General features: G+C 42.2%; 22 protein-coding genes, 2 riboswitches and 2 other annotated features. Of the genes, 6 read left to right on the top strand and 16 right to left on the bottom strand.

Translation table 11 applies throughout. From position 1 onward, the window contains the following. The first annotated feature begins 535 nt into the window (after nt 1–535). The 4 genes from BUQ87_RS04635 (at nt 536) to BUQ87_RS04620 (ending at nt 3,377) form a co-directional block, all read left to right on the top strand. Complete coding sequence (locus BUQ87_RS04635; RefSeq protein ID WP_038267523.1) at nt 536–1,678, top strand: (Fe-S)-binding protein; 1,143 nt, start codon at nt 536–538, stop codon at nt 1,676–1,678. A gap of 10 nt (nt 1,679–1,688) precedes the next feature. Continuing rightward, nucleotides 1,689–2,360 carry a TVP38/TMEM64 family protein gene (locus BUQ87_RS04630; protein ID WP_038267521.1) on the top strand — a complete coding sequence of 224 codons (672 nt, stop codon included), beginning with the start codon at nt 1,689–1,691 and terminating at the stop codon, nt 2,358–2,360. A 143-nt stretch (nt 2,361–2,503) separates the two neighbouring features. Then, complete coding sequence (locus tag BUQ87_RS04625) at nt 2,504–2,779, top strand: LysO family transporter (RefSeq protein WP_038267518.1); 276 nt, start codon at nt 2,504–2,506, stop codon at nt 2,777–2,779. 1 nt (nt 2,780) lies between these two features. Then, nucleotides 2,781–3,377, top strand: a complete 597-nt coding sequence (locus tag BUQ87_RS04620; RefSeq protein ID WP_038267516.1) for a LysO family transporter — start codon at nt 2,781–2,783, stop codon at nt 3,375–3,377. Nucleotides 3,378–3,385: 8 nt separating this feature from the next. Here BUQ87_RS04620 and BUQ87_RS04615 read toward each other — a convergent pair whose 3' ends face one another. After that, on the bottom strand, nt 3,386–4,300 hold the full coding sequence (locus BUQ87_RS04615; protein WP_052636357.1) for a 2-thiouracil desulfurase family protein: 915 nt from the start codon (nt 4,298–4,300) through the stop codon (nt 3,386–3,388). Nucleotides 4,301–4,446: 146 nt separating this feature from the next. Between BUQ87_RS04615 and BUQ87_RS04610 the strand changes: the two genes are divergently transcribed. Further along, nucleotides 4,447–5,571 carry a site-2 protease family protein gene (locus BUQ87_RS04610; RefSeq protein WP_038267513.1) on the top strand — a complete coding sequence of 375 codons (1,125 nt, stop codon included), beginning with the start codon at nt 4,447–4,449 and terminating at the stop codon, nt 5,569–5,571. Nucleotides 5,572–5,625: 54 nt separating this feature from the next. Here BUQ87_RS04610 and epsC read toward each other — a convergent pair whose 3' ends face one another. After that, nucleotides 5,626–6,177, bottom strand: coding sequence for a serine O-acetyltransferase EpsC (gene epsC, locus BUQ87_RS04605; RefSeq protein WP_052636354.1), 552 nt, complete (start codon nt 6,175–6,177; stop codon nt 5,626–5,628). A gap of 25 nt (nt 6,178–6,202) precedes the next feature. Next, complete coding sequence (gene cysK / locus BUQ87_RS04600; protein ID WP_038267511.1) at nt 6,203–7,114, bottom strand: cysteine synthase A; 912 nt, start codon at nt 7,112–7,114, stop codon at nt 6,203–6,205. Nucleotides 7,115–7,256: 142 nt separating this feature from the next. Beyond that, nucleotides 7,257–7,493 (bottom strand) — a binding site (T-box leader). Nucleotides 7,494–7,587: 94 nt separating this feature from the next. After that, nucleotides 7,588–7,826, bottom strand: a binding site (T-box leader). Nucleotides 7,827–7,973: 147 nt separating this feature from the next. Between cysK and BUQ87_RS04590 the strand changes: the two genes are divergently transcribed. After that, complete coding sequence (locus BUQ87_RS04590; RefSeq protein WP_038267508.1) at nt 7,974–8,177, top strand: hypothetical protein; 204 nt, start codon at nt 7,974–7,976, stop codon at nt 8,175–8,177. Between the two features lie 51 nt (nt 8,178–8,228). Here BUQ87_RS04590 and BUQ87_RS04585 read toward each other — a convergent pair whose 3' ends face one another. The 13 genes from BUQ87_RS04585 to BUQ87_RS04525 form a co-directional block, all read right to left on the bottom strand. Continuing rightward, complete coding sequence (locus BUQ87_RS04585) at nt 8,229–8,777, bottom strand: V-type ATP synthase subunit I domain-containing protein (protein WP_038267506.1); 549 nt, start codon at nt 8,775–8,777, stop codon at nt 8,229–8,231. A gap of 56 nt (nt 8,778–8,833) precedes the next feature. Further along, on the bottom strand, nt 8,834–9,289 hold the full coding sequence (locus BUQ87_RS04580; protein ID WP_278309035.1) for an S-ribosylhomocysteine lyase: 456 nt from the start codon (nt 9,287–9,289) through the stop codon (nt 8,834–8,836). Between the two features lie 106 nt (nt 9,290–9,395). Then, nucleotides 9,396–11,213: a complex I subunit 5 family protein gene (locus BUQ87_RS04575; protein ID WP_038267503.1), complete on the bottom strand. Its 1,818-nt coding sequence runs from the start codon at nt 11,211–11,213 to the stop codon at nt 9,396–9,398. A gap of 30 nt (nt 11,214–11,243) precedes the next feature. Then, nucleotides 11,244–12,722: a complex I subunit 5 family protein gene (locus BUQ87_RS04570; protein ID WP_052636348.1), complete on the bottom strand. Its 1,479-nt coding sequence runs from the start codon at nt 12,720–12,722 to the stop codon at nt 11,244–11,246. A gap of 411 nt (nt 12,723–13,133) precedes the next feature. Continuing rightward, entirely contained in the window at nt 13,134–15,116 is a 1,983-nt protein-coding gene (locus BUQ87_RS04565; protein WP_052636345.1) for a sigma-54-dependent Fis family transcriptional regulator, read from the bottom strand. Between the two features lie 191 nt (nt 15,117–15,307). Continuing rightward, nucleotides 15,308–16,372, bottom strand: a complete 1,065-nt coding sequence (locus BUQ87_RS04560) for an AI-2E family transporter (protein WP_038267501.1) — start codon at nt 16,370–16,372, stop codon at nt 15,308–15,310. A 72-nt stretch (nt 16,373–16,444) separates the two neighbouring features. Continuing rightward, complete coding sequence (locus BUQ87_RS04555; RefSeq protein ID WP_074210048.1) at nt 16,445–17,080, bottom strand: thiamine phosphate synthase; 636 nt, start codon at nt 17,078–17,080, stop codon at nt 16,445–16,447. A gap of 14 nt (nt 17,081–17,094) precedes the next feature. Beyond that, nucleotides 17,095–18,201 (bottom strand): 2-iminoacetate synthase ThiH, encoded by a 1,107-nt coding sequence (thiH, locus tag BUQ87_RS04550; RefSeq protein ID WP_038267498.1) that lies wholly within the window; start codon nt 18,199–18,201, stop codon nt 17,095–17,097. Nucleotides 18,202–18,218: 17 nt separating this feature from the next. Further along, nucleotides 18,219–18,989: a thiazole synthase gene (locus BUQ87_RS04545; RefSeq protein WP_038267496.1), complete on the bottom strand. Its 771-nt coding sequence runs from the start codon at nt 18,987–18,989 to the stop codon at nt 18,219–18,221. Nucleotides 18,990–19,257: 268 nt separating this feature from the next. Next, on the bottom strand, nt 19,258–19,842 hold the full coding sequence (thiF, locus tag BUQ87_RS04540) for a sulfur carrier protein ThiS adenylyltransferase ThiF (protein WP_052636339.1): 585 nt from the start codon (nt 19,840–19,842) through the stop codon (nt 19,258–19,260). Next, complete coding sequence (thiS, locus tag BUQ87_RS04535) at nt 19,843–20,055, bottom strand: sulfur carrier protein ThiS (protein WP_242943773.1); 213 nt, start codon at nt 20,053–20,055, stop codon at nt 19,843–19,845. 40 nt (nt 20,056–20,095) lie between these two features. Beyond that, nucleotides 20,096–20,205, bottom strand: a riboswitch (TPP riboswitch). A gap of 68 nt (nt 20,206–20,273) precedes the next feature. Next, a riboswitch (TPP riboswitch) is annotated at nt 20,274–20,382 on the bottom strand. Between the two features lie 66 nt (nt 20,383–20,448). After that, nucleotides 20,449–22,113 carry a phosphoenolpyruvate carboxykinase (ATP) gene (locus BUQ87_RS04530; protein WP_038267493.1) on the bottom strand — a complete coding sequence of 555 codons (1,665 nt, stop codon included), beginning with the start codon at nt 22,111–22,113 and terminating at the stop codon, nt 20,449–20,451. 411 nt (nt 22,114–22,524) lie between these two features. Then, nucleotides 22,525–23,469: FAD-dependent oxidoreductase (locus BUQ87_RS04525; RefSeq protein ID WP_074210041.1), on the bottom strand; the 945-nt coding region annotated here is incomplete at its 5' end.

The following is a 23,469-nucleotide window of genomic DNA, read 5'->3' as shown; positions in this document are numbered from 1 at the left end:
TCAAATAACCATAATATAGAAGGTATTATCATTTAATAAATTTTATCATCAAGCAGTCAAAATAAATGCCATGGAATATTATATTCCATGGATGAATACAATCGGCTTCACAGCCAAAATATTAGCGCATACCCGCAATGAAATACATTTAAACAAAACATGCCTGTCAACAACATTGATTATAATAAAAAAAATCACATCTTTTCAACATGAAATATTAGCATGATGACATGCCCTCATTTACCAAAAATCAACAGCAAATTAGCTCTTGACTTATTTTTTCTTTTGTGTATTATTAAGTTGCACATACTCATAATATCCATTTCTCTGAATCACAGTTGCCTACCTTTTCCCCTGCCTGGGTTTTGGGTTTGTATTCGGATGAATATTTTATTTATCAGCTGCAGGTTCACCTTGGATTTAATGTGAATTTTAATTTTTAAAGCATGGCGCCGCAATAGAAATGGTTTATCCATCAGTATCTACTGATAAGAAATTTCTATACTAATTTAATATTATAAAAGAGGTTGTGACTATGGATTTTTTCAATTCTACAAAAGAAATAATACAAAAAGCATGCCGGTCGGCAGATGAATGCATAGACTGCAAGCTGTGCATGAAAAACTGCCCCATGCTGGATGAGTTTTGCTCATCCCCCAAAGAGCTTTGGAGTAAAATGGCACGCGATGAAAAACTGCCTATATCACTGCCTTATTCATGTGTCCTTTGCACATACTGCTCGAGCGTGTGCCCCAAGGGCCTCGATTTCAAGGATATTTTCTTCCACATGAGAAAAGAGATACTCCCCTGTGAAAGTACGAGGTCAAAAACTCTTTCAAAAGGGCTTAGGGCGGTCGCAAACCACCAGAAACTGAGCTTTTCAAAGCCATTCACCTCTGTGAATGGGGCATCTGGGTCAAAAAATTTCAAAGTGGGATTCATGCCTGGCTGCAGTCTGGTCTCATACAGACCGGATATCATTCCTCTAATATATAATTATATGCACTCTAATTTTGAAGACTGCGGAATACTTCTCCACTGCTGCGGAAAGCCCACAAGTTCAGTCGGAGACGAGTACTCTTTCAAGCAGTATTACGGAATGCTTGAAGATTCCATAAAAGCTTGCGGATGCACTACTGTAATAACGACCTGTCCGAACTGCTACAATACCGTTTCAAAAAACAGCCCGGGCATTGATGTAATATCCCTGTGGGAGTTCATGGCCGAAAAAGGCATTCCAGATGGTGCTGCGTGTGCGGACCTTTTTTCTGACTTGAAGTTTTCACTACATGACCCCTGCCCTACAAGAAGTCTCGAGTCGGTTCACGATTCAGTCAGAAAACTGTGCAGCGAGCTAGGAATAAATACAGTGGAATTTGAAAGCAACAGATCAAAAACCCCTTGCTGTGGGCAGGGTGGAATGGTCGGACTTACAAATCCACCAATAGCAGTGCGCCAGATGAAGAAAAGGGCCATGCAGTCGGACGCAGACTGCATATTGACTTACTGCCAGGCCTGTGCCGAATCGATGCAAATCGGAGGAGCCAAGACTCTCCATCTGCTGGATATTCTTTTCCCCCCATCAGAAAAGGCTTTTGAGCTTGATCAAAAAAGGCCGGGGCTGCTTGGCAAATGGATAAACAGGTACAAAGGCAAGCTTCTGGTCGACAGGATTTAGGAGGTATAATATGAACAATAAAAAATCTTCAATTGTTAAATTTGCGGCTTCAGTTTCAATTGTTCTGATGCTGCTTTATGCTCTAAACAAGTTCAATGTCATAAAAGGTTTCGGGCCTGAAGAGATAAAAAATTACGTGGATTCATTCGGGCCGCTTGCTCCAGTTGTGTTCATAATACTGTTTACTCTTGTTCCCCTTACATTCTTTCCGGATTCAATACTTGCAATAGCGGGAGGCCTTATATTCGGGATTTACAAGGGATTCTTGCTTATAATGGTAGGCGCGCTTTGCGGAGCCACGCTTTCTTTTTGCATAGCACGGTTTCTTGGAAAAGGAGTGATAGCGAAGCTTGTAAAGCACGACATATCCAAGTTTGAAAGGCAGCTTGAAAAAAATGCCTTCCTTATAATACTTCTTTTGAGATTCATCCCTCTCTTTCCGTTTGACGTTATAAGCTACGGCGCAGGGCTTTCAAAGATTAAGTTCAAAAATTTCATAGCCGCTACAATGGTGGGAACCATCCCTGGGATATTCGCATATGCAAACCTTGGCGCACAGTCCGCCCATGTGGGTTCGAGGGGATTTTACATCTCAATAGTCATAATAGTGGCCCTGTTTGCCGTTGCCGCATTTGTTAAAAACAATTTCCTGTCCGGCCGATTTGAAAGCACTCCAGAATAAAAATAAAAAACAATAGGCTCGTGACCCTAATCAACTTGAATTGTGATCTTTTCATTAGTCAACTTAAAGCCTTCGTATTGCATACGGAGGCTTTATTATGTATATTATAGTTGTTAAATCATATATGTTAGGGGGAATTACACTTGTGGACCATAATACTATTCCTGTTTGGAGGGATATCCATAGGCTATTTCAGGGGGCTTGATGAAAAAAGCAAAAAATTAAATTCCAAAATGCAACAGCTTGGGGTCGTATTCCTTTTGTTTTCCATGGGATGCTCAATCGGGGCTAATGATGACATAATAAGAAACATATCAAAAATAGGCAAGATATCAGTTTCATTTGCGCTTCTCACTTCGCTTTTCAGCGTGGCATGCGTGTTCGTGGTTAGCCTTAAATTTTTGAAGGGGGCTGATTAAATTGACTTTAACAATAGTGATTTCAATAATCGCCGGAATATTCTGCGGAAAATTCATGCTGCCCGATATCATGGTTTCCCATCTTGACAGCATGGCTACAATTTCGCTTGACATTCTGCTTCTCCTAGTTGGAATAGAGGTGGGCTCAAACAAGAACATAATAAACGACATCAAAAGCAGCGGAAGGGCTTCTCTTATAGTCCCTCTTTCAATAGTTGCCGGAAGCCTTATGGGCGGACTTTCTGCCGGAATTATATTCGGCATTCCAAGCAATATAAGCCTTTCTATAGCTTCGGGATTCGGATGGTACAGCCTTTCTGGCATAATGCTTACAAACCTTGCGGATGCACAGGTTGGAACTATAGCTTTTTTGACAAATGTACTTCGCGAAGTAACTGCCGTAGTGTCTATTCCCTTCATAGCAAAATATCTCGGGCACTACTGCGCCATAGCTCCAGCCGGTGCAACCTCAATGGACACGACGCTTCCCCTTATATCAAGGTCAACCTCCCCAGGGGTCGTCATAGTGTCCTTTGTAAACGGTGTTATTTTGAGCTCGCTTGTTCCGCTTTTGGTTTCATTTTTCTATTCTATATAACTACATAGCTACACTCTCCTGTATATTATTGGGGCGGAGCCGAAAAATGTTCCTTCTTTATAGGTCCTGACTTCCATATCCATAAGCTCTTTTGCGATATGGGTCATGTTCCTCAGCCCGGTAGGCTCCATTATCCCTTCCACCTCAACGCCTGCCTTCTTTTTGTAAAATGAATAGTTCTTCCAAAGCATGTGCTTTATCCTCTCAAGGCTTGAAGGCCTTCTGAGGATCATGAGTATCCTGTTTTTTATGTCCTGTGCAAATTCCTCATCAAATCCCTTGATGCCTGCGATTTCCCGGCCTATTGTTTTGGCCTGCTCATTGTCTATTTCCTGGCATAAAAACTTTATTATATGCCACATGTCATAAAGCTTTACAGTTGAATCCAACTCCATATTTTTCAGCCACACGAAAGCATGCAGCCTCCTTCTCCAGTCCCATCTCCTCACAGGGCTTTGCATGTCTGCAGCAGGGATCAGGAAAAAGCCCTCGTTCAAAAGAAGCGCCCCGAATACTCCGGGCGGCTTTCCTATCCTCTTGTTTTTAAGCGTTGTCCTGTAGACGCCGCAAGAAGGACTGCCCTCCATGAACACATATACATATACCCCTGCATTTTTAAGAGTCTCCATGCATATTCTGGCGCCATTTTTGACTTTTTCTGTTATGTCCTCTCCCCTGCTTGTCTTAACCCTTGCCTTTCCATTCCAGACGTCAAATCCATTTCCGCCTGTAATCCTTATTGCGTCTCTTGGAACCCCAAGACCCGACATGCACTCTGGGCACATTGGGTGCCATATGAATGCCTCCCTTTCCCTTCCAAAATAAGTCAGCATGTCCCAGCCCTTTTTGTTGTACCTGACTTCACAGCCGTACATGCATGCGCTTATTCCAACCTGGACCTTTTCACTGATTATGCTCTCCACAGTATCACCCCTACTTTCATAGTTTCACCATATTCTACCATTATATATCTACCCAAATCACGCCCATTTCCAAATAAATATTGTTTTACAGCACCTGTGGGTATATAAGCTATACAGGTTAAAATAAATATGCTGGGGGGATAGACATGGCAAATTCAATAAGGATAGGAAGCATAAAAAAAATAGACATAGAAATAAATTACAACTGGATAATCATATTCCTTTTGATTACATTCATGTTTTCAAATTTTTACTTTCCATTTTATTTTCCAGACTGGCCTAATTTTCTTTACTGGGTAGAAGGCGCAGTTCTTGCAATAATGCTGTTTGTTTCAGTCCTTCTTCACGAGCTGTCACATTCCATGGTTTCAATGCACTATGGAATACCCGTGACCAAGATATCTCTTTTCATATTTGGAGGACTTGCCTATATCGAAAAGGAAGCCGACTCTCCTAAAAAAGAATTTTTAATAGCAATAGCCGGCCCGCTTATGAGCGTTTTCCTGTTTGGAGTGTTCACGCTTGTAGGAAGTCTATTGCAGTCGGCAGGCATGCCCGACACAGTCACCGCTCCTTTGCTTTTCATAGGACAGATGAACATTGTGCTGGCGATATTCAACCTGTTTCCGGCACTTCCCCTTGACGGCGGACGCATACTTACAGCCATAATATGGGCGGTAAAAAAGGACAGGGTGTATGCCACAAGAGTCGCTGGCTCTTCGGGCACAATATTTTCATACGCCCTCATGATGCTTGGAATACTTAATATTCTTGGTGGCAACCTTGTAAACGGGATATGGCTTATTTTCATAGGTATATTCATAGGCCAGTCATCGCAGACATCATATCAAAATGCGCTTTTGGAAAAGCTTTTCAACAACCTCACTGTCAGGGACATAATGACGTCTCCTGTGCTTACAGTAGACCTTCATATGAGCGTATCTGATGTTCTAAGGGATTTTTTCTATCACTACAAACACCCGTTTTTCCCTGTGGAGGATGACGGCATGATAGTCGGGGCTATAATGCTAAAATCCCTAAGGTCCGTAAACGAAAAAGACATGGAAGACATACTCGTCCAGCAGGTGTACGAGCCGCTTGACAAACGGTTCATAATATCTCCCGACGAGCCCGCCCAAAACGCCCTTAGGATGATGGCAGGCAATGAGCTTGGAAGATTCATGGTAATGGAAAATAATATCCTGATAGGAATACTCTCAAAGACAGACCTCATAAAATATATTTCAATATATAATGAGCTTCACAGCTGACAAAAAAGCGACCTGCAAGATTTGCAGGTCGCTTTTTTATTTCTTATCATCTGTTCATACAATGGCCTTTTTTTCAGCCTCAACTTCATCGTAAACTCTTATTCCATTTATTTTGACTATCTTTCCAGGTATTCCGACTACCGTGCTGTAGGGAGGCACTTCTTTTAGCACTACAGAATTCGCCCCCACTTTGGAGTGGGCACCTATTTTTATTGGCCCTAGCACTTTTGCCCCCGCCGATATCACTACATTGTCGCCTACTGTAGGATGCCTTTTCCCCTTGTCTTTTCCAGTTCCACCAAGAGTCACTCCGTGGTAAAGAGTAACATCGTCGCCTATTTCAGCGGTCTCCCCTATTACTATTCCCATGCCGTGATCTATGAAAAGCCTCTTTCCGATCTGAGCTCCGGGATGTATTTCCACGCCCGTTAAAAACCTCATTATTATGGAAATCACCCTAGGCACGAAGTTTAGTCCCTTTTTGTATAGGAAATGCGAAAACCTGTGTACCAGTGTAGCATGAAGTCCCGGGTAAGTCAGCAGTATTTCCAGCGCGCTGTTTGCAGCCGGGTCTTTCTCCATGTATGTTTTTATATATTCTCTCATCCCATTACCTCCCAAGTTCATATTATTAGTAAAGTTCAGTGCTCAGGTATTTTTCTCCTCCATCAGGTGCTATAACTAGGACCTTCTTCCCTTTTCCAAGGCTTTTAGCCACGTCCAGTGCAGCCTTTATCGCAGCTCCTGAAGATATTCCAAGGAATATGCCCTCTTCCTTTGCAAGCTTTCTAGCAGTTTCAAATGCCTGCTCGTTTGTAACCCTTGCAACCTCGTCTATTACATCCACATCAAGATTCTTTGGAATGAACCCTGCTCCTATTCCTTGAATCTTGTGCCCTCCTGGCGCATCTCCCGATATTACAGCTGAATCGTCAGGTTCCACAGCTACTATTTTTACGCCTTCTATCTCTTTTTTAAGAACCTCCCCTGTTCCCGTAAGAGTTCCCCCAGTTCCAACTCCTGCAACAAACGCGTCAAGCTTTCCATCCATATCTCTTATTATTTCAAACGCTGTCGCCTTTCTGTGTGCATCTGGGTTAAACTTGTTGTCAAACTGGCCTACAAGCACATATTCTTCATTTTGGTCTACAAGCTCCTGAGCCTTTTCTATAGCCCCCTTCATACCCTTGTCAGCCGGAGTGAGCACAAGATTCGCTCCATAGGCTGAAAGTATTTTTCTTCTCTCCATACTCATGCTCTCAGGCATTACAAGGACAACCTTGTAGCCCTTTATCGCCGCAACCATAGCTATTCCTATTCCAGTATTTCCGCTTGTAGGCTCCACAAGAGTATAGCCTGGCTTTATAACCCCTTCAGATTCCATTCCCTCTATCATATTGAGTGCTATCCTGTCTTTTATCGAACCTCCTGGATTGAATCCTTCCAGCTTCACATACACATCTGCGCTGTCTTCTCCTGCCATTTTTGAAAGCTTTACAATTGGTGTGTTTCCTATAAGTCTAGTTATGTTTTCGTATATCATATTATACCCTCCCGTAATTATCCCTTTGGTTTCAGTTCAAATAGTCTCTTGTGAATGTGTTCAATCGTTCATGTTTGTAGCTGGTCCATCTTGCGAATGAACCGTATACTCTCCATGACATAAAATAACCCCTCGTCTCCATTAAAGAGGCAAGGGGGTCTCGCGGTTCCACTCTTTTTCAGGCGCAGATCACATATGCACAAATGCACACTGCACCTTCTCTTTGCGGTTTAACGGCCTCGCCGGGCTTTCCTACATGATTCTCTTTCAAAAAGCCTTCTCCGGAATGCACTTCACATACTTCCTGACCGCCGGCTTCCACCTATCCCGGCTCGCTTTCGCCATTTAGCATGCTACTTTTTTCCTTCACAGAATTTATAAATTGTATTTTCAGTTTTATTTAAGTCCCAAAGCACGTATTCAGCTCCAATCAGCTGAACTTTTCATTAAAAAAAGCCTCGCTTCCTGCATATGCAAGAGGCGAAGCTTTGGCTCGCGGTTCCACTCTTTTTTTTGGCGCAAATTATATATGCATAAATGCACACTGCACCTTCTCTTTGCGGTTTAACGGCCTCGCCGGGCTTTCCTACATGATTCTCTTTCAAAAAGCCTTCTCCGGAATGCACTTCACATTCTTCCTGACCACCGGCTCCCACCTACCCCGGCTCGCTTTCGCCATTTCGCATGCTACTCTTTCCTTCACAGAATTTATAAAAACTATATTTAACTTTTGGTAAATATTATATTTAAATCCTAATTTACATTGATTATAAAATATATAATTTATTATGTCAATATTTTATCTTTAATTTTTTGTGATATTATTATTGTATCGACACTATCATACAGGAGGAATACCATGTACAGAGCACTTTCAGACAGCGACAGAAAAAAGAAAAACGATTCAAAGGTATGTTCACAGGAGATAAGCCAGGACGAATTCGAAGCACTTCTCCAGTACCACGCCCAGGGGCTTTTGGACTTTGAAATAGCTCAAATACTGTCCTTAGACGAGGACACTGTGACAGCAATACTAAGAGGGCTTGGAATGAGATATTTTTAATGATAAAAAACAACTGTGCTTATCTAACACAGTTGTTTTTTATCATTATTTCTATTTTTTCACCTTGCTTTTTTCCTTTTCCGTTTGGAGCATGAACTCCCTGGCATTTCCAAACTGATCTATGGACTTTAAAAAATCTGAAAGCATCCTGAACTGATAGTCTGTCTTTTTAAGCATTGCCGTAGCCGTATATAGCTCTTTTTTAAGCTTTGACTTGCACTCAAGCTCTTCGTCCTTTTCTTTTATTGTCTTCACGGCCTCGTTTAGTTCGCCCTTGACCCTGTCATTTTCCTTTTCAATACGCCTTAATCTATTTTCAAGTATATGCTGCCTCTTTGAAATATCCAGAAGTTCTTCAAAATCCTTCTTGTCTATTAACATTTTGCCCTCTTGCTCGGCTTTTTTGTCTTCCCTTATCTCCCCGAGCTTATCCAAATCGAACATCATTTCCTCTATTCGCCTGAATACTCCCTTGAACTCCTTGATTTCGCATTCAATTAAGCTTTTCCTGCTTTCAAGTTCGTTTATGCTTTTTTCAAGCTCTAAAGCTTTAAGTTTTTGTATTTCTATTCCCTTGCATTTATCCTCTGGATAATTCATTTTGCGACTTCCCCCTGATGACATATTATTCATATTATAATATTATTCTGGTATTTTTATCCATTATATTTCTGCTTCAATTTTCGAAGCACTTCTTTTGAATACTCTTTTGCCCCAAACAGGCACAGATCCCTGTAGTTTCCGCACTGGACGGGATTTGCTGCCGGAACTTCTTCCGATCTTAGTATCTTTTCAAGTGAACTCATTAGAGCTTTTGCGACCATTTCTTCGCTAAGCTCCCCTACGACAATTAAATAAAATCCAGTCCTGCATCCCATAGGAGATATGTCTACAACCCCTTCCAGCTCTTCCCTTATAAATCCGGCCATGAGATGTTCTATTGCGTGAATTGCACCTGTCGGCATGACCTCCTTGTTGGGCTGCATGAACCTGAGGTCGAATTTTGTAATCACATCCCCATTTGGAGTCTTCACAACGCTGCATTTTCTGACAAAAGGAGCCTCTACTGCAGTATGGTCCATTGTAAAACTTTCCACAACTATGTTTTTCAAATAAACCCCTCCTTTATGCAATTTATACATTTCATTATACCTCATTGCAGGCCACATATCCAAGCGGGTTTATTCTGAAATAATATGCTGTGCTTGCCAAATCAATCTATTTCTTCGTATTTGAAGCCTTTTCGCAAAACTTGCCCCTTTGGCTGATTTTTACTATGCACTTTTCAGCAAATCCTATTGTAGACATTTCAACACTGTCTATTCCACCAAATACCTTGTCTGAAATATAAAAAATATTCCTGCACAGGGGCATATAGATGTCATTTTTTATGTGCATCCACTCCTGTGAGGGATCAACATATATACGGACTCCATTTTTAAAGTGAGCGGTCTTTAGTTTTGATATTGAATATATTAAAATTCCAACTATAAATACAACCAGCGAATATGCTGCTGATTTAATGCTGTAAAAATAAATTTTACCAGGATGTATATCCATTCCCATAACGCTGCTTCCCGCAATGTTCAAAATGGCGTGTGGCCTTACAGCTACTGCAATCATAAACATGCATATCAAAGCCATAGGAAAATATGCAAACTTCAAATCGTTTGATTTCGAGGGTTCATGTTCCCCTGAATGCTCGCTTTCAAAATCCTGCCTGAAAACTGCCCTGAAAAGCTTTATAAGATACGCCGCCGTGATGCCCGAGCTTATTAGGAATATCGTCTCAAGAAAAGTTCCCATATACTTAATGCCGCCCTCATAGTATGACAGGCTATGGTGAATCATTGTTTTGCTTACGAAGCCGCTGCTGCCTGCAATCCCCATGTTCGAAGCCGCCGCGAACATGAATGTTGCCGTGATGAATATGTTCCCCTTTCCTGTCAACTTCAAATCGTTTACGTTACTACTTTTAGCCTTAGCGCATATTATGCCAAAAGCCATAAATATCGCCCCTTTGAAAAGAGCATGGTTTACACAGTGGTATACAGCCGCCATAATGGCTTCTCCGCCGTGAGAGTCTGAAAGCCCTACAGTAGATACTACAAGTGTTATATAACCCATCTGGCTCATGCTTCCGTATGCAAGCTTCTCCTTGACGTCCGTTTTAAGAAGGGCAAGCACTCCCCCAAGCAGCATGCTTGTAAGTGCAAGCGCCATGACCACATGTGAAAAATGCCTGTCCCATCCGAGTATGAATCCCACTGTCATTATCCCGAATATCCCCGCCTTCGAAAGCACAGTCGAAAGTATTATTGTAACGGGCATTTGTGAATGGCTGTAAGTGCTTGGAAGCCATATGTGAAGTGGGAATATGCATGCCTTAGCCAAAAAACCAAAGCTCATTAGAAATGCAGCTGCATATTTTGCATTCCCCATGGTCCCGGTCGACTTTTCAATATCGGTTATTGAAAGGCTTCCCGAGTGGGTGTAAAAAACAACTATTCCAAGCAGTGTCACAAGAGCTGTTACTATTGATACCGCAAGGTAAAACTTTCCAGATTCATGGGCGCTTTTGCCTTGGCTGTGCACTACGAGCACATATGACGTTATTGCCATGATTTCAAAAAAGGCAAACATGTTCACGACGTTTTCCGACATGAAAACACCCGTAGTCGCCGACAGCGCCATCATGTAAAATGCATAAAACCTTTGATTTCCCGATTGCCCCTTCATATGCCACATGCAGTATATGCCGCAAAGCAGCCACATTGAGGCTCCGAGCAGGACAAATACAGCCCTGAAGCTGTCCATTTTCATTTCAAAACCCGTTGTCATAATGCCCGGGGCATGAAATACTATTTGAGAATATCTAACCACGCAAAGCATATATGCTGCAGCTGCCGTTTCGGCTGCAAGAGATCCGATGACTGCTGCATCCATAAGTCCACAGCTCCTTTTGCCAATCCAGTATACTGCAGGTGCCATGGCTGCAGGAAAAAACAGTATAAACATCATCAAAAAAATATTCATATCACTCCCCCTAATATCAACTTTAAAATACTACAGTCCGACTCCGCTTACTATTGCACTCACAAAACCTACAAGCGCTGAAGGATACACTCCAATAGCCACAGCGGCAAAAGTCAAAGCCACAAGCGAAAATACAGTAGCAAATCCCATCTCACATTCATCCGATTTTTGCTCGAATTTGCAGTCTCCTTTCTCTTTGCAACCGTTGCATTCACAGTCATAGAAGAAAGACTTTATGACCACTGGCATCAAATATGAATCAGTAAGAAATGCGCTTACAAGAAGCACCGCCGCTGCGATTGTCTTTCCCGAGTCTATGCTGGCCGTCACAAGATACCACTTGCTTACAAAACCGTTTGTCGGAGGTATTCCTATTAGAGATACAGCCGCTATTGAAAAACATCCCATTGTTACAGGCATTTTCTTTCCTACGCCTTTCATGTCAGACACGTCCTGTTTTCCAAGGCTCTTATACACAGCTCCCGCACAAAATAAAAGTATTATCTTGATAAGGGCGTGGTTTACAAGATGCAGTATCCCTCCCGTAAGGGCATTTGAATCAAGCATGAACACTCCAATAAGGATATATCCAAGCTGCCCTATTGTCGAATATGTCAGCCTTTCCTTGAGGTTTTCCTTTTTAAGGGCGGTAAATGAACCCATTAGTACGGTGAGAGCCGCCATCGAAATTGCAATTGACTGTACATCCATGTCCCTGAGAAGCTTTGCCCCGAATATGAAATAAGAAATCCTTATTATTGCAAATATGCCTGACTGCACTACTAAAGCCGCATGGAATATAGAACCGGCAGGCGTTGGAGACTTCGCAGATTGTGCAAGCCATGAGTGAAATGGAACCATTGCCGCCTTTGCGCCAAATCCCAAAAACATCAGAACAAACCCAATCGCCAGTATCAGCTTTTGCGATTCAATATACGAAACTCCGCTGGCCGCAAAGTCCATATTTGGACTCACCGTGTATACTGCAATAATGCCAGCCAGTATAAGCACTCCTCCCTTTAGAGAATATGCCAGATATTTTATTCCTCCTCCGTCTTGTTCATTGTGCGCCATGAGCGGAAATGTAGAAAAGGTAAGCATGAAGTAGAATATGCACATGGTAAGCATATTTCCCGAAAATGCGATTCCGATCGTGCTTCCCAGCGCTGCCGAAAAAAATGCAAAAAATATTTTTGCATTTTCATACTCCCTCATGTACTCCATTGAATATATCAGTGTGAATATCCAAAGTATGCATGCAAGCGTTGAAAACAGCTGCCCTATCTTGTCAATATTTATATATATTTTGAAAAATTCCCCTGTTTTGAGTATTTCAAGCTGCATTTTGTCATTAGAATAGATAATTAAAAGAATTGCTGCGATACAGATTACTCCGCCTGAAAGGGAATACCTATGGGCTCTTTTAAAATCCATATCTTTTTTCAATAGTATATATCCAAATATCAAAAATGGTATTATTATTGGAACTGCAAGCAAAAAATCATTCATGCGCGCCACCTCTGTTTCAAAAATTTTATACTCATGTCACAGACTTCAATGTTATATCGTTTTGGAATAATATAAAATCTCAGCTAGAGGCATGTGCATGTGTGAGAAGTTCGGATTTATGGAAGCTTTGCAAATCTGCCCATTACATTCTGCTGAAATCTGATTTGAAATTCCGTATATATATAACATAGCAAAAATAATGCCAACTTCGATAAGCTGTTTGTATAAAGCTCTCAAAGCCGGCATACACGCCATTATAAATTTAATTGTTTTTTAATCAGACATCTTCAAATGCTTTTGTAAAAAGCAGATAGTAAAATCCGTGTCATTTTAATACGCATTGTTCATTGTATACTTTTTATAATGCGTATCAAAACAATACATAGGTTTCATTTTGATACGCATATTTTACTATTCTATCCCGTATTTCTCCATTTTCCTGTACAAAGTGCTCCTGCCTATGCCCAGTATTTTTGAGGAGAGGGCTATATTTTTACCGGTTCCTTTGAGCGTGTTTATTATCGCCGCCTTTTCTATTTCCTCAAGGGAATATAGCTTTTGTTCTTCCTGCTCATTATCCGATAATGCCTCGCCTTTTATATTATCGGGTATATGCTTTTCAGTAATAATTTCTCCGCTTTCAGCCATGTTTATTACGAGCTGCATCACGTTTTGAAGCTCTCTGACATTGCCCGGCCAGTCATATCCTCTCATTCTCAAATAAAAGCTCTCGTCTATTCCCTTTAAGTGTTTACCCATGCTGGCATTAAACTTTTCAAAGAACACATCTATGAGAAGCCTTATATCTTCCCTTCTGCTTCTGAGCGATGGGGTGTTTATAGGCATTACATTCAACCTGTAGTAAAGGTCCTTTCTGAAATTCCCCTTTTCGACCTCTTTCTCGAGGTCCTTGTGCGTAGCTGCAATTACCCTTGCATCTATCGGTATTATATTGTGGTCCCCTATCCTGACTATCTTTTTTGTCTCGAGAACCCTCAAAAGGTTGGTCTGGGCGTCAAGGGGCATGTCCCCGATCTCGTCCAGGAAAATGGTTCCCTCGTCGGCGAGTTCGAATTTGCCGGGATGCCCCCCCCTCTTTGCTCCTGTGAAAGCCCCTTCCACATATCCAAACAGCTCGCTTGCCACGAGCTCTCTAGGTATGGCCCCGCAGTTTATAGTCACAAAAGGCTTGTTTTTCCTCTTGCTCTCATTGTGTATTGCATGAGCAAACAGTTCCTTTCCCGTTCCGCTTTCACCGTTTAAAAGTATGGTAGTGTTTGACTTTGCGGCCTTAAGCGCCATGTTCTTTGCGCTGAGCATGTGCTCGCTTTCCCCAAGAATGTCGTCAAAGCTGAATATCGCCTCTGCCCCCGTTATCCTGTTTACAAGGTTGTGTATTGTCTTTGACTTTCTGAATGTCACAACCACCCCTTCGACATTTCCGGCAGTACAGTCTATTATAGGGGTGAAGCTCACTATGCAGTACACCTTTTTTGCTCTTTTATTTTTAAAGTACATCTCGACTTCTTCATGCTTTTTACCTCTTTTTATTACATTCTTCAAAAGCCTAGACTTCTTTTCACTTATGAAAAGGTCTATGCTATTTCCTATTATGTCTGCCTCTTCAAGCGACAGCAGCCTTCTTGCAAACAGGTTTATGTCTTTCACTATGCCCTGCTCGTCTATTCCTATGAGACCTTCTGATATCGATTCCATTATTGCAAAGAGGTGCTTGTTTGTGATTTTGAGCCTCTTGTTTATGTCTTCAAGCATCAGCTCGTTTTCTATTGCCTCGGCTGCGGCTACAACCATTCCGAGAGTGTGGGGATGCACCTTGTCGCAGGGTCCCGTAACACTTATGACCCCTATCACCCGTCCGTTTTCATCCCTTATGGGCGCAGCCGACGAAGTCCACTCGTGGTATGCCTTGGAGTAATGCTCTCCTCCAAGCACCTGCACAGGGCTTGCCTCTATGAGCGCAAGCGATATTGCATTCGTGCCCATGTATTTTTCGCTTATATTGCAGCCCTTTGTCACCATGAGGCTCTCATCCTTCTCGTAAAGCTCACTGAAGCATTCAAGCACATACCCGTCCTTGTCCGTAAGCCTTATCACTATAGTCTTGTCCAGCACGGTTTTTTGGAGTATTTTCATAAAATGAACGCCGGCATGCAAAAGCTGGTCGTACATCTCACGCCTCTTTAAGAATTCGTCATTGCTTAAAAAGCATCCCTCGTTGCTTCCATGAGGATTTACCCCATGCTGTTTGCTCCTTATCCAGGATTTCGCTATTTCATCCCTTACAAGGGAGCTGTCTATTTCATCACTTTTTATGAATTTTTCCCACGCCTTTATGCTGTCCCTGTTCTGGCTTAAAAGCATTTCATTTGGCAAATACAACCACTCCAATCAATACTATTTCTCATGATATTATAACATTAACTCCTGTCTATATTTAATAAAACATTTATATATTGCGATTTCCACTGGATGAGATGCCTTTTATGGGCATAACTGTACTTTTAAAACCATATTAAAAATACCCGCAAACATAAAAAGGCAAACCAGCTTTTTTGCCGATTCGCCTATTCCTTAGAAGTCTTTTTAATTCTTATATAGTATTTTGCAAGCATCTTTATTACCGCATATGCCGGCACCGCTATGAAAGCCCCTATGATTCCAAAAAGTGATATTGCTATTATTATAATGAATATTATTGTCAGAGGATGCACCTCAAGCTTTGTCCCTATTATATTGGGTGATATGAACTTGCTTTCTATCTGCTGTACCACTAAAGAAAGTATTCCTATTTTGACTATATAAAACATGTCTATTGTTATCCCGACAAGAAGTGCAGGCAGTACCCCTAAAAATGCGCCTAAAAAAGGTATTATGGAGGTTATCATTGCAAATATCGAAAGTACGAGCGCATTCGGAAGATCTATGATAATGTACCCTATATACATGAGAACCCCTATTACAAACGCTACCATGAGCTGGCCTGTGGTATATCCAGCTATAACCCGGTCTATGTCTATCAGTATTTTTTTCGCATCGTCCCTGTGCCTTTCAGGAAAAACATTCAGCATTATGGGCAAAAACCTGTGTCCGTCCTTTAAAAAGTAAAACAGTGCAAACGGTATCAGTATTAGCTGCGTTCCTATTCCAGCGATTGTCGGGAAAAGGCCTAGTATGTTCTTTCCGAATTTCGAAAACATCACTTCAAGTATGGACACAATGTATCCGGTTATGTTTTCAATCAATAAAACCGGTATGTCTCCTTCCCCGAATATGCCCCTTGTGCTTTGCCTTGCGCCGCTGATCTGCTCATTGAAATAATCGTAAAAGTCTGCAAACTCTTTTCTTATTGAGTTCCCCCCGTATATGGCTATGCCCGTAAGTATTATCATCATGCCTAAAAGCACTATCGTAACGGCATGCTTTCTTCCTATTCGCCTTTTTTCGACCATATGCACAACGGGTCTGAGCATATAGTAAAAAAGCCCTCCCACGAGTATTGGGACAAGTATGAGAGATGCCGCATCCTTAAGCGGAATAAGGACAAAGTCAAGCCTTCCCAGAAGAAATACTATTATTAGGGTAAGTATTGTATATATAAGATATTCGAATGTCTTTTCCTCGTAAAACATATGGATTCCCCCAGCCAATTATGTCCGTACATATATATTTGCATATACTATATATACTCCAAAAGAAAGTTTTTACACATTGGCTGTGTCTATTTTTCCCGATGCTCTGCAGGCAGTTTTGAGCTTTTCCACTTCGCCCCGCGGACTATTTGACTCCATCACAATACTCATTACAGCGGCACCGTCAGCCCCTGCATCAATAGCACTCGTTATATTGCTGCTGTTTATTCCGCCTATTGCAAACAGGGGTATGTTTACAATGTCTTTTATATCCTTTATGAATTCAATCCCTCTCGGCTCAATGCCCGCTTTGCAGTTTGTATGGAATATGTGTCCGGCAAGTATGTAGTCGGCCCCAAAATGCTCGGCTCTCGAGGCCTCCTCTGCTGAGTGAATTGACACCCCTATTTTCATGAATTTTTTAATGTTCATCATTCGGTCTCTATCAAGACTCATGAAATCTCCGAATGAAAGGTGGACAGCATGCGCCCCTACCTGCTTTGCGGCATATACATCGGAGTTTACTATGAGCTTTGTTCCATGCTCCCCAATTGCCTTTGAAACCTCAAGTGAAAGCTCCAAGAGTGCTTCTTTGCTTAGTCTTTTTTCCCTTATCATGATATAATCAGCTCCGCCTTTTGCCGACTCCAAAAGACACTTTGAAATATCCACCTTGCAAATGGAGCTGCTTGACACCACAATTATCATGCCCGTATCTCCAATCATATCCTCTGCCAGTTCTTGTACAGTGGCTGGTACCCCCTGCCTAGTATTGCATTTTCAACTTCTTTTACACTTCTCTCATCCGATATTTGAAACTGCGCTTCAACCTCGGAATCACTTGAAGAATAACCTCCAACCTCGGTACAGCTTCCCGCTGAAAACTTGTTTATGCCAAGCGGTATGAGGTTGTCCCTAAACTCCCTGCTTTCCCTTGTTGAAATGTTTTGTGAAACATGCGGCATAAACAGCCTTGCCGCAAGCATTATCTGTACAAGTTCTATGTCATGTACCCCGGCGACGTCTTCAAAGGCTCCGGCATGGGGTCTTATCCTTGGAAACGATATACCAACCTCCACATGGGGATATTTTTCCTGTAGGTATTTTGCATGAAGCCCTACCATGAAGGCATCCCTTCTCCAGTCCGAAAGCCCCAAAAGAGCTCCTATGTTGACTGTCCTCATGTTTGCCATGCATGCCCTTTCAGGAGTGTCCAGCCTGAATCTGTAGTCCTTTTTAGGCCCGCTCAGGTGTACCCTGTCATATACTACTTCGTCATAAGTCTCCTGGTATACGGTCATTCCATCGACTCCGGCCCTTTCTGCAGCTCTGTATTCTTCAACCGTAAAAGGGTTTACCTCTATTGCCACAGAGTCAAAATGCCTTTCCATCACCTTTGCAGCTTCTATTACATATTCCACTGGAGAATCCTTTGGAGATTCCCCCGTCAGGAGAAGCACATGCCTTATCCCTGTTTTCGAAAGCTCTATGGCCTCTTTTTCAATTTCTTCCATTGAAAGCTTTTTTCGCCCTATGTCGTTGCTGCAGTTGAATCCGCAGTATGCGCACCTGTTCACACAGTAGTTGGATATATATATCGGAGCATAAAGAAGCACTGCCTTTCCAAAATGCCTGAGCGAAATGCTCCTCGCCTTTTGTGCCATATGCTCAATATATTTTTTTGCTACAGGTGAAATCAATGCAAGAAATTCCAGTTCGTCTATGCTCTCCTTTTGGAGTATTCTCTCTATGTCTGAAGGCTTTATTTCTTCAAAAAACCTTTCGTATTCAAACTCCTTGTACTTTGACACAATTTCATAAAATCCCATTACTACCCCTCCTTCTCTTATTCGTGTAAGAACCCTGTAAGCGGAGAAGATGCCTCGGCCTTTGCCAAAGATCTTCCAAGTCCGGCCCTGTAGGCAATCCTTCCCGATTCAACCGCCATTGAAAATGCCTTTGCCATTTCAGCCGGGTCGTTAGCCGTCGCTATCGCCGTGTTGACAAGCACTGCGTCCGCACCCATTTCCATTGCCTGCGCCGCATGCGAAGGCGCCCCTATACCGGCATCCACTATTACCGGCACCTCGTTTATTTCATCTATTATTATCCTTATCATCTCTTCCATCTTTATACCTCTATTTGTTCCTATAGGCGCTCCAAGAGGCATTACAGCTGCGGCTCCCGCCTCCACAAGCTTTTTGGCACTCATGAGGTCCGGATTCATGTATGGAAGCACAACAAAACCTTCCTGCGCAAGTATTCTGGTCGCCTTTATAGTCTCTTCATTATCTGGAAGAAGGTATTTGTTGTCTGATATGACCTCTATCTTTATCCAGTTTCCACAGCCCATGGCCTTCGCAAGGCGCGCTATCCTAACGGCCTCATCCGCAGTTCTCGCCCCCGACGTGTTTGGAAGGAGTATCATATCCTTTGGAATATATTCTAGTATGTTGTTTTCCTGCCTGCTTGTGTCGACCCTTCTAAGTGCTATTGTCACTACCTTGCTTTTGCAGCTTTCTATCACGCTGCTCAGCATGTTCTTGTTTGGAAATTTTCCCGTTCCTATAAAAAGCCTGTTTTCAAGCTCAACTCCGCCTATTTTCAACTTGTCCATGTTAATCCTCCTATAGTCTCTATTTTTTTATACTGCAAAACTTCAGCAAGGCATGTGTGTGGTATGAATCAGTCCGGCTTTCTGGAGCTTTGAAGAGCTGCTCATTGAAATTCTGCCCGCGAGCCGACTGGAACCTTTGACTGTTTGAGCGTAGCGAGTTTCAAACGGTTCCCGGCTGTCAGGCAGAATGAGATGTCAAGCAGCTCCAAAGCAAAAGACGTACGGACGTTTATATCACCGCTTGCCTATAATACATTGTTATACAACATTATTCCTCTTCGCCAATCATAATCCTCACCGCTAGATGAGCCTGCTTGCTTGCAGCTATTGCAACTCTTGTAGCCATGAGCTTTTCGCCTTCTACTATGCCTCTGCCCCCATCTCCTACGACATAAAGATTTGAAAGCACCTTTTTGGAAACTATCTCGTCTCCCGGGCCGTGTCCTGCAATTCCAGATGCGCAGACAATCTTTTTGCCTGTGTTTTTTAGAACCGCCCCAACCATGTCGGCCTTGCTCTTTGGGTTGTCAAAAGCCTCTATGACTATGTCCGCATCCTCGAATATCTCGCAGGCGCGAGTGCCGCTTAGTTTTTCATCAAATGTGTCTACTTGAACCCTGTCGTCTATCCATTCGATTATCTGCCTTATTGCATCTGTCTTTTTCATACCTATCTGAGTTTTAATGTACTGCTGCCTGTATATATTGCTCTCGTCCACAACGTCAAAATCTGCAAGTATTAGCCTTCCAATGCCGCTTCTTGCAAGCAGCACGGCAATGCTCGAGCCTAGCCCCCCAAGGCCTCCTATGCCTACTGTGCATCCTGAAAGTTTTTCCCTGATTTTCTTTTCCATTTAGCCCCCTCCCACAAATGCAACTATTTCAACCCTTGAAGACTCGTCAAGGATATGAGTTTCATAACTGTCCTTTGGCAGTATTTCAAAATCCACTTCTACAACTACAACGTCTTCGTCCACGTTCATATGTGACAGCAAGTCCTTCACACTTATATCTCCATCGAATTCCATGTTTTTGCCGTTTACAATCACCTTTTCATCTCCTCTCATTTTTTTCCAATAAAAAAACAGACTCCAGGGCCTGTTTAAACAACGTTCATAAAAACATTCCCTACGTTGGCATTAACCAAATCAGGTGATAGGAGTAAGCGGTAACACCGCACTCTCAGACTGTAATTACAGACTCCTCCAGTTTTTTTGCAATTTCTATTTAGTTTTGTAAATTAAAAACGGGCCTGCCAAACGGCAAGCCCTGGTTATGTCATGACAACACAAACAGCAAGCTTCCCTACGTTGGCATTAACCAAATCAGGTGGTGGGAGTAAGCGATAACATCACATTCTCAGCCTGTCTTTACAGGCTCCTCCAGCTCTAAAATCAAAATTATTCTCTTCTTAAAAATAATTATACCCCTGTTTCAATGTGTTGTAAATATATTATTTTTTATCTCATGCTATTGAGTTCGTTCATAATGTCTATAAGCGAGTCAACGGCCTCTTCAGGCAGCCTGTCGAACCCTCCGCCCTCTACAGACTTTGCATTAAGAAATTTGATTCTGTCATGAATCCTTTTTGAAAGCTGGCTTACATAGTCGCTGTCTTTCATGTTTGGAATGAACCCGTCTATTTCAAGTATGTCTATGTTTGAAAATTCCGCCCAGTTTTTGAAGCTGGCTTTTTCTTCGACTATCTCTTCAAGTATGCCCAGGGTTACTTCCTTAGGAATCTTTCTGTTCATGAAAAATCCCGTGTTCAGTATATAGCACTCAACATTCCTGCTTTCAAACAACATCTTGAATTTTTCATAGTCATTCTCCAGCGGATATGTCCTGAAAGGATTTGCATATGGTTCAACTACAATCGCATTTGGATCTACTCCCGGAGCCAGCCTTTCCGCAGTGGTTCTCTTTGTAGCAAGCGTAGCCCCCATTGTCGCTGCAAGCACTGAGCTTTTTATTTTAAGAACCGGAGGAAGTGTAGGATCCTTCATAAGCCAAAATATGGCGTTTACAGGCTCTTCAAACTTGTCCACCCTGTTTGGCGCCCACAGCTTTGACTTTATGGCCCTTCCGTTTCCATTTCTTATGTCCTCTGTGACTATGACTATCTTGCCGTCTTCATCCCGTGCCGCTCCGCAGTTTTGAACCGTTATCAGATACTTGTTGTCATCAGATGTAAGGGGATAGTCCTGGGTCTTGTCAAAATATGATGGCTCAAGTGCAACTGAAGATCCATTTTCAGTGGATATCACAAATGCATCGTCGTGAAGCACCGTTACATCGTATTTTCCATCGTGCTTTGCATGCGTTATTGTTGATTTTCCTGAACCCGAAAGTCCGAACACTCCTGCTACGAATTTTTTCCCAGCTTTAAGGTTATATCTCTTTTGGCCTGCATGGCATGCGGCAAACCCATTCCTGTTTGCACAGCCCCAAGCAAGTGTCAGAGTTCCTTTTTTGTGTTCACCGAAATATTTCATGCCGAGAAGCGCAGCGCAGTTGTGCGTAGGGTCAAACAGCGTAAGTCCCATCGGATGCTCATCGTGCTGCCAGTCAGGGTCTGAAAATACGTATATGTCACCTTCATTTTCGATGATCTTTGAAGCCTCATACATATCCACATATTCTTCAGTTACATATTGGAAGTTCAAAAGCCAGTTGTATGCTATGTTTTCATGGCCTTCCGGAACCAAAAGATGCGCCCTTACCATAAAGTCCTTGTCAAGCCCTATGTAGGCCTGTGCATGGTAGAGCTTTTTATATCTTGACTTGTATATTGCATCCCTCAGCTTTGTGGCATATTCATCCTGGCTTACATTATGCTCCCCTATTATCCTTCTTGCCGCTGCACATCTTCCATTTACAGCCCCGTCATTGAAAAGAAGTATCTTTGCATCTGGATCGAGCCCTAAATCCTCAGGATTGTGTACGGGCATATCGGTTACTACAGTGCCTGGTGAATTTTTTGCAAGCTTGTACGCCTCTTTGAGCGAATTTAAATCTATGATGTTATTTCCCAAAAATGCAGTCTCTATGGTAGTCCTTATCTGTGAAAATATTGGATTTTTTGAATTTATGTCTTTTCTATTGAATTTCGAACTCGTTGCCAAAATGACCACTCCTTAAAATATGTTTATGTATCACGCAACATATTATATTTTAATATAAATGCCGCAATAATGCCATATATTTTTGACATTTATCCACTTTTAATCCGATCCTCGAACGCCTTGCAAACACTTGGTTCTAAAGATATGTTCATAATTCAATTTTATTTTCACCTCTTTTATAGTATATATCATTTAAATTTTTGACATACAATTGCCCCTGTTTTTTCACCTTTAATATGTTTTAGTATTATTTTGTATGTTTTTGTACGAACTACATGCAGCTATGGAGTAAATATATCCCTATTATTGTAACCAATATTGCTACAAAACAAAAGCCAGCCGGATATTTTTATAAATACCCGACTGGCTTTTGTTTATTACACATTTATTTTTTACACGCTTAAATAATCACTACTTGCTCTTTACGTATTTGTCTATAGCTTCAGCAGCCGCTTTTCCAGCGCCCATTGCAAGTATAACTGTAGCCGCTCCTGTAACAGCGTCTCCACCTGCGAATATTCCTTCTCTTGAAGTCTGTCCGTCAGCCTCGTCAGCAACTATGCAGCCCCACTTGTTTACATCAAGTCCTTTTGTAGTGTCTGTTATAAGTGGGTTTGGAGATGTTCCAAGTGACATTATTACTGTGTCTACGTCAAGTATGAATTCAGATCCCTCTATAACCTGAGGTCTTCTTCTTCCTGACTCGTCAGCCTCTCCAAGCTCCATTTTCACGCACTTCATTCCCTTAACCCATCCGTTTTCATCTCCGAGGATTTCAACTGGGTTTGTAAGAACGTCGAATATTACGCCCTCTTCTTTAGCGTGATGCACTTCTTCAGCTCTCGCTGGAAGCTCGGCGTCTGATCTTCTGTACACTACGTGTACTTCAGCTCCAAGTCTTAGCGCAGTTCTTGCAGCGTCCATAGCAACGTTTCCTCCGCCCACTACTGCAACTTTCTTTCCTGGTCTTATTGGAGTGTCGTAGTCTTCTTTGAACGCCTTCATAAGGTTGTTTCTTGTAAGAACCTCGTTCGCCGAGAATACTCCGTTCAGGTTCTCTCCGTCTATTCCCATGAATTTTGGAAGCCCCGCTCCAGATCCTATGAATACGGCGTCGAATCCTTCTTCTCCAAGAAGCTGGTCTATTGTTATAGTTCTTCCAACTATTACGTTTGTCTCTATTTTAACTCCAAGCTTTTCAAGGTTTTGAAGCTCTGGCTTTACAACGTCTTCTTTTGGAAGTCTGAATTCTGGTATTCCGTAAAGAAGAACTCCGCCTGGCTCGTGAAGCGCCTCGAATACTGTTATTTCGTATCCCATTTTAGCAAGGTCTCCCGCACATGTAACTCCTGCAGG

The organism is Peptoclostridium litorale DSM 5388 (assembly GCF_900141635.1).
In the GTDB taxonomy this organism is placed as follows: Bacteria; Bacillota; Clostridia; order Peptostreptococcales; family Peptostreptococcaceae; genus Peptoclostridium; species Peptoclostridium litorale.
The sequence above is the reverse complement of the archived record's forward strand: the minus strand, read 5'-3'. Positions and strand labels throughout refer to the sequence as shown.

Coding starts and splice junctions, on each gene's coding strand:
- BUQ87_RS04635 (WP_038267523.1), top strand. CDS start 536: ATGGATTTTTTCAATTCTACAAAAGAAATAATACAAAAAGCATGCCGG.
- BUQ87_RS04630 (WP_038267521.1), top strand. CDS start 1,689: ATGAACAATAAAAAATCTTCAATTGTTAAATTTGCGGCTTCAGTTTCA.
- BUQ87_RS04610 (WP_038267513.1), top strand. CDS start 4,447: ATGGCAAATTCAATAAGGATAGGAAGCATAAAAAAAATAGACATAGAA.
- epsC (WP_052636354.1), bottom strand. CDS start 6,177: ATGAGAGAATATATAAAAACATACATGGAGAAAGACCCGGCTGCAAAC.
- cysK (WP_038267511.1), bottom strand. CDS start 7,114: ATGATATACGAAAACATAACTAGACTTATAGGAAACACACCAATTGTA.
- BUQ87_RS04590 (WP_038267508.1), top strand. CDS start 7,974: ATGTACAGAGCACTTTCAGACAGCGACAGAAAAAAGAAAAACGATTCA.
- BUQ87_RS04585 (WP_038267506.1), bottom strand. CDS start 8,777: ATGAATTATCCAGAGGATAAATGCAAGGGAATAGAAATACAAAAACTT.
- BUQ87_RS04575 (WP_038267503.1), bottom strand. CDS start 11,213: ATGAATATTTTTTTGATGATGTTTATACTGTTTTTTCCTGCAGCCATG.
- BUQ87_RS04570 (WP_052636348.1), bottom strand. CDS start 12,722: ATGAATGATTTTTTGCTTGCAGTTCCAATAATAATACCATTTTTGATA.
- BUQ87_RS04560 (WP_038267501.1), bottom strand. CDS start 16,372: ATGTTTTACGAGGAAAAGACATTCGAATATCTTATATATACAATACTT.
- BUQ87_RS04555 (WP_074210048.1), bottom strand. CDS start 17,080: ATGATAATTGTGGTGTCAAGCAGCTCCATTTGCAAGGTGGATATTTCA.
- thiH (WP_038267498.1), bottom strand. CDS start 18,201: ATGGGATTTTATGAAATTGTGTCAAAGTACAAGGAGTTTGAATACGAA.
- BUQ87_RS04545 (WP_038267496.1), bottom strand. CDS start 18,989: ATGGACAAGTTGAAAATAGGCGGAGTTGAGCTTGAAAACAGGCTTTTT.
- thiF (WP_052636339.1), bottom strand. CDS start 19,842: ATGGAAAAGAAAATCAGGGAAAAACTTTCAGGATGCACAGTAGGCATA.
- thiS (WP_242943773.1), bottom strand. CDS start 20,055: ATGAGAGGAGATGAAAAGGTGATTGTAAACGGCAAAAACATGGAATTC.